Genomic DNA, 9,468 nt, shown 5'->3' on the forward strand with positions numbered 1-9,468 from the left:
GGGTCGGCGTGCTTGGCGACCAACTGCTCGACCCACTCCGACGTCCCGACCGGAACCGTCGACTTCCCCACGATCAGGGCCTTACGCGTCAGATGCTGAGCCAGCGGCGTCACCGACGACTCGACATACCGCAGATCGGCGCCCATACCATCCGAACGCTGCGGCGTACCGACACAGATGAAATGAATGTCACCGAAATCCGCCGCCTCCTGCGACGACGTCGTGAACCGCAACCGGCCCGCCGCCAGATTCCGCTTCAGCAGTTCGTCCAGCCCAGGCTCGTGGAAAGGCATCTCGCCCCTCGAAAAGTCCTCGACCTTACGCGCGTCCACATCCACCGCGAGCACTTCATAACCCAGCTCGGCATAGCAGATCGCATACGTGGCACCCAGATAACCGGCACCGATGAACGTCAGACGCGGGCGCTGAGCACCCGAGGGGGGAGTCACGGCGAAGCCCGCGGGGATCGTCGAATGAGGAGTGGTCACGGAGAGGAATCTCCCGTCTGTGCGAGGCTGGTACGCGCCGAGCAGCAGTTCTGCCGACAGAGACCGCGAAGCCTAGCCCATCACACCGGGAAATGTCCTGCGGGCCGCCGGTCGCGGGGCTGCGACGGGCGGCCTGCGGGTGAGCCGAGCGACGTCAGGCGTGCTCGGGGAACCAGAGCTTGATCTCGCGCTCGGCCGATTCGGTCGAGTCCGACGCGTGCACCAGGTTCTCCCGGTTGGACAGCGAGAAGTCGCCGCGAATCGTGCCGGCGGCGGCCGCGCGGCCGTCCGTGGCCCCGACGAGCAGGCGTACCACGGCGATCGCCTCGTCACCGGAGATGATCGCGGCCAGCAGCGGGCCGGAGGTCATGAACGCCTTCAGCGGCGGGTAGAACGGCTTCTCGACGTGCTCGGCGTAGTGCGCGTCGGCCAGGTCGGCGTCCATCGTCCGCAGTTCCAGCGCGTTGATCGTGAGCCCCTTGCGCTCCAGCCGGCCGATGACCTCTCCGGCCAGGCCCCGGCGTACGGCGTCGGGCTTGATCAGAACGAGCGTCCGCTCGGACACGGGCTTACCTCCTGCAGGGTCGGTGGGCGCGATCGCCATGTGGCGTGAAGGAGCCTACCGGGGCAGCTTAACCGGGCCGGAAACGGGTCTTGACCGCTTTCGCCACAGCCGAAAGGCCCCTTTCGCGTACTCGCGTCCGCCGCCTATGTTGGCTGGAGGAAGGTACGCGAACGGCACACGCCGGCGCCGTGGGGCACGGGTCACCCGGGGAGGAACAAACCGTGGCAAACGGGCAACGCAAGAAAGTCGGTGCACTCCGTTCCACCGGCGCGGCGGTGCTCGGCTCGGTCGGCGTCTTCATGGCCATGGCCGGACTCGGCATGCAGAGCTGGCCGTTCGGCGGTCTCGGCGCCGCCATGGTCGTCCTCGCCGTCGCGCTGCTGTTCAGCTCCACCTTCCGCGGGGCCGACCGGGCTTTCGTCGTCGGCACCGCCCACGTGCTGGAGATCAACGATCCGCCGGCCAGCCTCACCCACGGCCGCGGCGAGATGCACCTGCAGATCGAGGCGCCCGGCCACCCGCCCGCTTCGGTACGCGTACGCGACCCCCGCATCCCGGTCGCCAAGTGGCCGGATGTCGGCGACGTCGTACCGGTCCGCGTCGCCACCGACGACATCCGCCGCGTACGCGTGCTCTGGGACGAGATCCTCACCCGGACGCAGCGCTACCAGTCCTACGGCGATCCGGCGTACGACGGCGTGACCGATGACGAGCCGCTCTACGACGACCAGCAGCCGGGCCGGCGCCGGGTCTACGTCGACGAGCGCGGCGACTTCGACGGCTACGACGACGACGAGTTCGACCCGGGCGGCTCCGGCCCCGCGTACTCCGCCGGCGCCGGCTACTCCCCGGACGCCTCCTACTCCCCCGACGCGGCCTACTCCGGCGACGCCGGATACGCGGGCGGCGTACTGACCGAGGAGGAGGACGAGGGCCCGCCGCTGCCGCAGCGCAGCCGCCCGCGGCCCCGCCCGCGCCCGCGGCCCGCCGCCGATGAAGCCCCCGCCGAGCCCGACCGCGAGCCGCTCGGCTTCGCCGATCCCGGTGTGGGCGTCCTGGAAGGCGAACTCGTCCGCGAGCCCCTCCGCGTCGACGCCATCGACTTCTCCGACGAACCGTCCACTCCCGACACCGCGGGCGACGCGCCCACGAGCGTCGGGGCCGGCCCGGCGGCCGCACCGGCCGCCAAGCCCGAGACGCCGTCCCGGCCCGAACCGCTCAGCGAGCCCGAACCGCCCGCGCGGACCGAGGCTGTACGACCCGAGGCGACGGCGGAGGAGCCCGAGGTCGAGGCGCAGGCCGACGAGGACGAGGACGATTTCGGCCCGCTCGCCCATGACGAGCCCCTGGACCTCATGCCACCGGCCACCGCCGGAACCGGTTCGGTCCACGGAGTCGGCATCACCATGCTGGTCGCCGACGTCGGCCGCTCGGTCGCCTTCTACCGCGACCTGCTCGGCTTCCACGAGATCGACAGCGGCCGCGGCAACGCCGTCCTCGCGTCCGGCGACACCCGCATCGTTCTGCGCATGGCCGAGGACCTGACCGCCGGCAACCGCCGCCTCACCCACCTCAACCTGGAGGTGGGCGACCTCGACGGGGTCTACCGGGAACTGCTCGACAAGGGAATCGTCTTCACCTACGCGCCCCGGGTGGTCAACCGCGGCGAACGCCTGGAACTCTGGGCGGCCGCCTTCCGCGACCCGGACGGGCATGCCGTCAACCTCACCCAGTGGCGTACCCGCTCCTGAGAGCTAAGCCTCGGCGGGCGGCGTGGGCGGCGAGTGCAGGATGCGCCTGCGGACGCGCAACGCGTACACCCAGGCCAGGCCGAACATCACGCCGATGGCCGCGATCGCCCAGTGGGCGAACCCGCCGGCCAGCAGGCCCACCTGGAGAACCGAGGCCGCGTGCCAGGCCCACGCCCGCTTCATCATGCCCGCGAGGCAGAAGGCCGCGACCGCCGCGACCACGATGATCCACATCGCCGTCGCCGTCAGCCCACTCCCGAGTACGCGGATCGGCTGGATCGCGAGCAGCAGCGTGAGCCCTTCGAGGGTCAGCCCCGCCGCCCCGAGGGAGCGTACGGCGCGTTCGGGGTTCTTGAGGCCGGAGATGATCGACTGTTCCTGGCTCATCGCTTCAGCAGCTTCCTGGCGTCGGCGACGGTCACGACCGAGCCGGTGATGATGACGCCGACCCCGCTCAGCGCACCGTCCTGATCGGACTCGGCGAGCGCGACCGCGGTCTCGATGGCGTCGGGCAGTTCCTCCATGACGTGTACGCGGTCCTCCCCGAAGACCTCGACCGCGATGGCGCCGAGGTCGGCGGCCGCCATCGAGCGCGGCGACGAGTTGCGGGTGACCACGATCTCGTCGAGCACCGGCTCCAGCAGGTCCAGTACGCCGTGCACGTCCTTGTCGGCGAAGGCCGCCACGACGCCGACGAGCCGGCTGAACGCGAACTCCTCCTGCAGGGCGGTGACGGTGGCGGTCATGCCGTGCGGGTTGTGCGCGGCGTCGAGCAGGATCGTCGGCGCCACGCGTACGCGTTCCAGCCGGCCGGGCGAGTCGACGCGGGCGAAGCCCTCCCGGAGCAGTTCGACGTCGAGCTGCTTGCCCTTGCCGGCCCCGAGGAACGCCTCGACGGCCGCCAGCGCGACCGCCGCGTTCTGGGCCTGGTGGGCGCCGTGCAGCGGGATGAACACCTCGTCGTAGACGCCGCCGAGCCCCTGGAGGGTCAGCACCTGGCCGCCCAGCGCCACCTGCCGGTCGACCACGCCGAATTCGAGGCCCTCCCGGGCGATCGTCGCGCCGACCTCGGCACAGCGTTCGAGGATGGGGACCATGGCCTCCTCCGGCTGCGCCGCGCAGATCAGGGTCGATCCCGTGTGGACGATGCCGGCCTTGGCGAGCGCGATGTCCTCGACCGTGTCGCCGAGCCACTCGGTGTGGTCGAGGCCGATCGGGGTGATGACGGTGACGCCGGCCTGCAGCACGTTGGTCGCGTCGTCGGCGCCGCCGAGACCGACCTCCACGACGGCCACGTCGACCGGCGCGTCGGCGAAGGTCGCGAAGGCCAGCGCGGTCGTCATGTCGAAGTACGTCAGCGACTCGGTACGCCGCGCGTCCAGCAGCTTCGCCACCGGGGCGACCTCGTCGTAGATCTGGACGAAGCGTTCCTCGTCGACCGGAAGGCCGTCGAGGCTGATGCGCTCCCGGACGGTCTCGAGGTGCGGGCTGGTGTAGCGCCCGGTGTGCAGCCCGTACGCGAGCAGCAACGCGTCGATCATCCGGGCCGTCGACGTCTTGCCGTTGGTGCCCGTCAGATGGATGCTCGGGTACGCCTTCTGCGGCGTGCCGAGCACGTCCAGCAGCTCCTCGATGCGCCCGAGGTCGAACACCATCCGCGTGAAGCCGCGCGCGTCGAGTTCGGCCTCGGCCTCTTGGAATTCAGTCACAAGGTCCCCCCATTACGCGGGCAGCGCCGCCAGGGCCGCGTCGATGCGTACCAGCTCGGCCTCGGCGGCTGTCAGCCGGTCGTTGATCTTCGCGACCACGTCGGCCGGCGCCTTCGCGGTGAACGCCTCGTTGCCCAGCTTGGCCCGGCAGCCGGCGGCCTCCTTCTCGGCGGCGGCGCGGTCCTTGGTCAGCCGGGCGCGCTCGGCCGCGACGTCGATGCTGCCGCGGGTGTCGAGCGCCACGGTCACGCCGCCGGACACGGTCACCGTGGCGGTGGCGGCGAAGTCGTCGGCGGCCTCGTCGAGGCGTACCAGCGAGCGGATCAGGGACTCGTGTGCCGCGATCGACGCCTCGGCCAGGCCGGACAGCGTCGCCGCGACCCGCTGGCCCGGCTTGAGACCCTGGTCGGCGCGGAACCGCCGGACCTCGGTCACCACGCGCTGCAGGGACGCCAGTTCGGCCTCGGCCGCGTCGTCGACGAGTGCGCGGTCGACGACCGGCCACGCCTCGCGTACCACCGAGGTCTGCTGGGTGAGGGCCGACCACAGCTCGTCGGTGACGAACGGGATGACCGGGTGGAGCAGGCGCAGGAGCTGGTCGAGGACGTGGCCGAGGACCCGGCGGCCGGCCGCGGCGCCGGCGCCGCCCGCGGCGAGGACCGGCTTGGCCAGCTCGACGTACCAGTCGCAGACGTCGTCCCAGGCGAAGTGGTAGAGCGCGTCGCAGGCCTTCGCGAACTCGAAGTTCTCGAAGTACTCGTCGACCTCGGCGACGGTGTGCTGCAGCCGGGACAGGATCCACTTGTCCACAGCGGACAGTTCCGTCGGGAGCGGGCCCTCGGCTGAGCCGCCGCGGTCGGATCGCTGCGCCTCACTGCGTTCCTCTGGCGATCCGACGGTGGCCCCGTTGAGGAGCGCGAACCGCGTGGCGTTCCAGAGCTTGTTGCAGAAGTTGCGGGCGCCCTGCACCCACTCCTCGCTGACGGCCACGTCGGAGCCCGGGTTGGAGCCGCGGGCGAGCGCGAAGCGGGTGGCGTCGGCGCCGAAGCGGTCCATCCAGTCGAGCGGGTCGACCACGTTGCCGAACGACTTCGACATCTTCTTGCCGTACTGGTCGCGGACCATGCCGTGCAGCGCCACGACGTCGAACGGCTGGCGGCCGTCCATCGCGTACAGGCCGAACATCATCATCCGGGCGACCCAGAAGAAGAGGATGTCGTACCCGGTGACCAGGACCCCGGTCGGGTAGAACTTCTGCAGGTCGGGGGTGTCGGCCGGCCAGCCGAGCGTGGAGAACGGCCACAGCGCGCTGGAGAACCACGTGTCGAGCACGTCCTCGTCCTGGCGCCAGCCCTCGCCGGCCGGCGGCTGCTCGTCCGGTCCGACGCAGACGACCTCGCCCGCCGGGCCGTACCAGACCGGGATCCGGTGGCCCCACCACAGCTGACGCGAGATGCACCAGTCGTGCATGTTGTCGACCCACGCGAAGTAGCGCTTGGCCAGCTCGACCGGCTCGATCCGGACCCGGCCGTCGCGGACGGCGTCCCCGGCGGCCTTGGCCAGCGGCGCGGTGTTGACGAACCACTGCAGCGACAGCCGCGGCTCGACCGTGGTCTTGCAGCGCGAGCAGTGCCCGACCGCGTGCACGTACGGCCGCTTCTCCGCCACGATCCGGCCCTGGGCCCGCAGCGCGGCGACGATCGCCGGGCGGGCCTCGAAGCGGTCGAGCCCCTCGAAGGGGCCGTGCGCGGTGACGACGCCGCGCTCGTCGAGGATCACCAGCGAGGGCAGCCCGTGCCGCTGGCCGATCTCGAAGTCGTTGGGGTCGTGCGCCGGGGTCACCTTGACCGCGCCGGTGCCGAAGCTCGGATCGACGTGCTCGTCCGCGACCACCGGGATGCGCCGGCCGGTGAACGGCAGCTCGACCTCGGTGCCCACCAGGTGCTTGTAGCGCTCGTCGTCGGGGTGCACGGCCACGGCGGTGTCGCCGAGCATCGTCTCCACCCGGGTCGTGGCCACCACGATCGCGTCGTCACCGTCGCCGTACCGGATCGAGACCAGCTCGCCGTCGTCGTCGGAGTGCTCGACCTCGATGTCGGACAGCGCGGTCAGGCAGCGCGGGCACCAGTTGATGATCCGCTCGGCCCGGTAGATCAGACCGTCGTCGTAGAGCCGCTTGAAGATCGTCTGTACGGCCTTCGACAGGCCCTCGTCCATGGTGAACCGCTCGCGCGACCAGTCGACCGAGTCGCCGAGCCGGCGCATCTGGCCGAGGATCGTGCCCCCCGATTCGGCCTTCCACTCCCAGACCTTCTGGACGAAGGCCTCGCGGCCGAGGTCGTGGCGCGAGGTGCCGGTGGCGGCCAGCTGGCGCTCCACCACGTTCTGGGTCGCGATGCCGGCGTGGTCCATGCCCGGCAGCCACAGCGTCTCGAAGCCCTGCATCCGCTTGCGCCGGATGATGGAGTCCTGAATGGTGTGATCGAGGGCATGGCCGATGTGCAACGATCCGGTCACGTTGGGCGGCGGGATCACGATGCTGAACGGCGGCCGGTCGCTCGCCGGATCGGCCGAGAAGGCGCCGCTGTCCACCCATTGCTCGTAGCGGCGTACCTCGACCTCACCGGGCTGGTACGCGGCGGCGAGTTCCACGGGCGAAGTAGTCGGCTGCTCGGTCTCGGTCACCTCGCCAGTCTACGGACCGGCCGCGTACGCGCCGGACGGGGTGCCGCGCGGCGGGGCCCGGCGAACCCGGCGTGGTGGCCGCCGGCCGTGGTCACCGATTAGCATCGCGCGCGACCCCTGCCCCACGCCGCGCCACCCGCACCCCGGCCGCGCGGTGACCGAAGGAGCCCTCACCGTGAGCCACTCCGCCGACGCGTACGGCCGCCACTCCCGGCCCGAGCCGACGCCGGCCCCGCCCGCCGACCTCGCCCACCCGGAGCCCGCCCGCTCCCAGTCGGTCCACTCCCAGCCGGCGCCCTCGGCATCAGCCGGTTCCGGATCCCTTTTCGAGCCGGCATCGTCTTTCAAGCCGGCACCGTCTTTCGAGCCGGCACCGTCTTTCGAGCCGGCACCGTCTTTCGAGCCGGCACCGTCTTTCGAGCCGGCACCGTCGTCCCTTTTCGAGCCGGCGTCGTCGGGTGCGCCCGCTCAGCCGGCCACGCCGCCGCCCGGCTACGCCAACGCCTTCGACCGGCCCAGAGGCCGGCGTCGTGGGCTGAAGATCACTCTCGGTGTCCTGGCCGTGCTCGCGGTCGCCTGCGCCGTCGGCGGTGTGATCGTCGGCAAGCCCTTCGTCGACCAGTACCCCGCCACCGTCACGGCCGCGGACTCCGTCGCCGGCTTCGGCCGCTCGAACTCCCCGCAGCTCGTCGCCCTGAGCGAGCAGCTGTCCAGCGAGCTCAAGGCGTCCGCCAAGCTGAGCAGCTCGGCCGCGGGCGTCTACCACAAGGACGGCGAGGCAGCGGAGAAGCTGGTCATCGTCGCCGCCGGCGCCGCGCTGGTCCTCACCCCCCAGAAGGAACTCGACAAGGCCTTCACCGGCACCGCGTCGAGCGGCCTGACCGTGGTCGGGGTCAAGGGCGTGGCCGCCGGCCCGCTGGGCGGCACCGCCGAGTGCGGCACCTCGGTCACCGGCGGCATCAAGGTCGCCGTCTGCGGCTGGGCCGACCACGGCTCCGTCGGCTTCGTCTACTTCTTCGACCGCACCGTGCCCGAGTCGGCCAAGCTCCTGCTCGACTTCCGCCAGGCGATCCAGCACCGCTAGGCCCAAGGACAATCAGGCCGGGGCCCGCGCGGGTCCCGGCCCGCGGCGCCCCGTCTTGCTACCCTCCCGCAGGTGGACAACCATCCAGCAGTACGCGTAGAGCAGGTCCCGGCAGCGCGCAGCGCCCCGGATCCGGCCGCCCCGCCGCTGATCCCCGAGCCCGTCGAGGCCCCCGAGCCCGGCCGCGCCCGCCGGTCACGCCGCTGGTGGCTCGCGATGACCGGTTCGGTCGTCGGTTGCGGCGTCCTGGCCGCGGCCGTCACCCTCGGGCCGACCTCCTACCGCATGCTGACCCAGAAGGACGCGACGCTCACCACGCCGCCTCAGGCCGCGGGGTTGACATTGGACACCACCGACCACGCCCAGTCCACGGCGGACGATCTGCGTACCGTGCTGGACGCCGGTTTCACCGTGAAGGGCTCCGTCGCGGCGGTGTACGGCGATCCCGAGAACGCGAATCGTTCCGTCCTCTTCGTCGGCGGCACAGGCTTCCTCAGCCGCCCCGACCGGGAGCTGACGGCGCTCTTCAGCCTCCTCAACGACCAGGGCGGTACGGTCGGCGACGTGCACGCAGTGGACGCCGGCCCGCTGGGCGGCACCATGAAATGCGGTTCGGCGAAGAGCTCCGACGGCGATCTGACCGTCTGCGGCTGGGCGGACTACGGCAGCCTCGCCATGGCCATGTTCCCCGACCGCGACGAGAGCGATTCGGCACGCCTTCTCCGGGACCTGCGCAGCGCCATCGAGAAGCGCTGAACAAGGCTTGCCGAACACCTGAAAAGGGCGTGGAAATGCAGTAGGCCCCCCGCTGATGCGGGGGGCCTACTGGAAGATTTGTCCGGCGGTGTCCTACTCTCCCACACCGTCCCCGGTGCAGTACCATCGGCGCTGGAGGGCTTAGCTTCCGGGTTCGGAATGTGACCGGGCGTTTCCCCTCCGCCATGACCGCCGTAACACTATCAACATGTCAAACCACCCTGAACACACCGATCCGAGATCGGGTCGAGGCTGTTTGTATGCCGTGATGTGAAAAGTGGACGCGAGACATCAAAGTCGTTTGAATGTTAGTTAAGTCCTCGGCCTATTAGTACCGGTCGACTGAACCCGTTACCGGGCTTACATCTCCGGCCTATCAACCCAGTCGTCTATCTGGGGGCCTTACCCACAAAAGTGGTGGGAAACCTCA

At 70.7% G+C, this 9,468-nt stretch carries 7 protein-coding genes, 2 rRNA genes and 1 pseudogene; 3 read left to right on the forward strand and 7 right to left on the reverse strand.

Features of this window, described 5'->3' with window-relative positions:
- Together G401_RS51375 and ndk are read right to left on the reverse strand one after the other, a co-directional pair.
- Positions 1–416, reverse strand: a pseudogene (locus G401_RS51375) (NAD(P)-binding domain-containing protein); the annotation flags it as partial.
- Positions 417–642: 226 nt separating this feature from the next.
- Positions 643–1,092: a nucleoside-diphosphate kinase gene (gene ndk, locus G401_RS0138725; protein WP_051367902.1), complete on the reverse strand. Its 450-nt coding sequence runs from the start codon at positions 1,090–1,092 to the stop codon at positions 643–645.
- A 182-nt stretch (positions 1,093–1,274) separates the two neighbouring features.
- Between ndk and G401_RS0138730 the strand changes: the two genes are divergently transcribed.
- Complete coding sequence (locus tag G401_RS0138730) at positions 1,275–2,804, forward strand: VOC family protein (protein ID WP_027346712.1); 1,530 nt, start codon at positions 1,275–1,277, stop codon at positions 2,802–2,804.
- Between the two features lie 3 nt (positions 2,805–2,807).
- On the opposite strand, the gene G401_RS0138735 is transcribed toward G401_RS0138730, so the two are convergent.
- From G401_RS0138735 to G401_RS0138745, 3 genes are all read right to left on the reverse strand, one after another.
- Positions 2,808–3,191: a DUF4233 domain-containing protein gene (locus G401_RS0138735; protein ID WP_027346713.1), complete on the reverse strand. Its 384-nt coding sequence runs from the start codon at positions 3,189–3,191 to the stop codon at positions 2,808–2,810.
- Positions 3,188–4,459 (reverse strand): bifunctional folylpolyglutamate synthase/dihydrofolate synthase, encoded by a 1,272-nt coding sequence (locus G401_RS0138740; protein ID WP_157546784.1) that lies wholly within the window; start codon positions 4,457–4,459, stop codon positions 3,188–3,190. Before G401_RS0138740 ends, G401_RS0138735 begins: the two co-directional genes overlap by 4 nt.
- A gap of 66 nt (positions 4,460–4,525) precedes the next feature.
- Positions 4,526–7,198 carry a valine--tRNA ligase gene (locus G401_RS0138745; protein ID WP_027346715.1) on the reverse strand — a complete coding sequence of 891 codons (2,673 nt, stop codon included), beginning with the start codon at positions 7,196–7,198 and terminating at the stop codon, positions 4,526–4,528.
- 175 nt (positions 7,199–7,373) lie between these two features.
- On the opposite strand from G401_RS0138745, the gene G401_RS56510 reads away from it, so the two are divergent.
- Both G401_RS56510 and G401_RS51385 read left to right on the forward strand, forming a co-directional pair.
- A complete protein-coding gene (locus G401_RS56510; protein WP_157546782.1) occupies positions 7,374–8,282 on the forward strand; it encodes a hypothetical protein in 909 nt (302 codons plus the stop codon).
- A 72-nt stretch (positions 8,283–8,354) separates the two neighbouring features.
- Entirely contained in the window at positions 8,355–9,038 is a 684-nt protein-coding gene (locus G401_RS51385; protein ID WP_157546783.1) for a hypothetical protein, read from the forward strand.
- A gap of 80 nt (positions 9,039–9,118) precedes the next feature.
- On the opposite strand, the gene rrf is transcribed toward G401_RS51385, so the two are convergent.
- Both rrf and G401_RS0138765 read right to left on the reverse strand, forming a co-directional pair.
- A 5S ribosomal RNA gene (gene rrf, locus G401_RS0138760) occupies positions 9,119–9,235 on the reverse strand.
- A 111-nt stretch (positions 9,236–9,346) separates the two neighbouring features.
- Positions 9,347–9,468, reverse strand: a 23S ribosomal RNA gene (locus tag G401_RS0138765); the annotation flags it as partial.

Source organism: Hamadaea tsunoensis DSM 44101 (genome assembly GCF_000428945.1).
GTDB classification, from domain to species: Bacteria; Actinomycetota; Actinomycetes; order Mycobacteriales; family Micromonosporaceae; genus Hamadaea; species Hamadaea tsunoensis.

What these genes read in the sequence shown, in the direction of transcription:
- G401_RS0138740 (WP_157546784.1), bottom strand. Translation starts at nt 4,459, where the DNA reads ATGGTGTTCGACCTCGGGCGCATCGAGGAGCTGCTGGACGTGCTCGGC.
- G401_RS0138735 (WP_027346713.1), bottom strand. Translation starts at nt 3,191, where the DNA reads ATGAGCCAGGAACAGTCGATCATCTCCGGCCTCAAGAACCCCGAACGC.
- ndk (WP_051367902.1), bottom strand. Translation starts at nt 1,092, where the DNA reads ATGGCGATCGCGCCCACCGACCCTGCAGGAGGTAAGCCCGTGTCCGAG.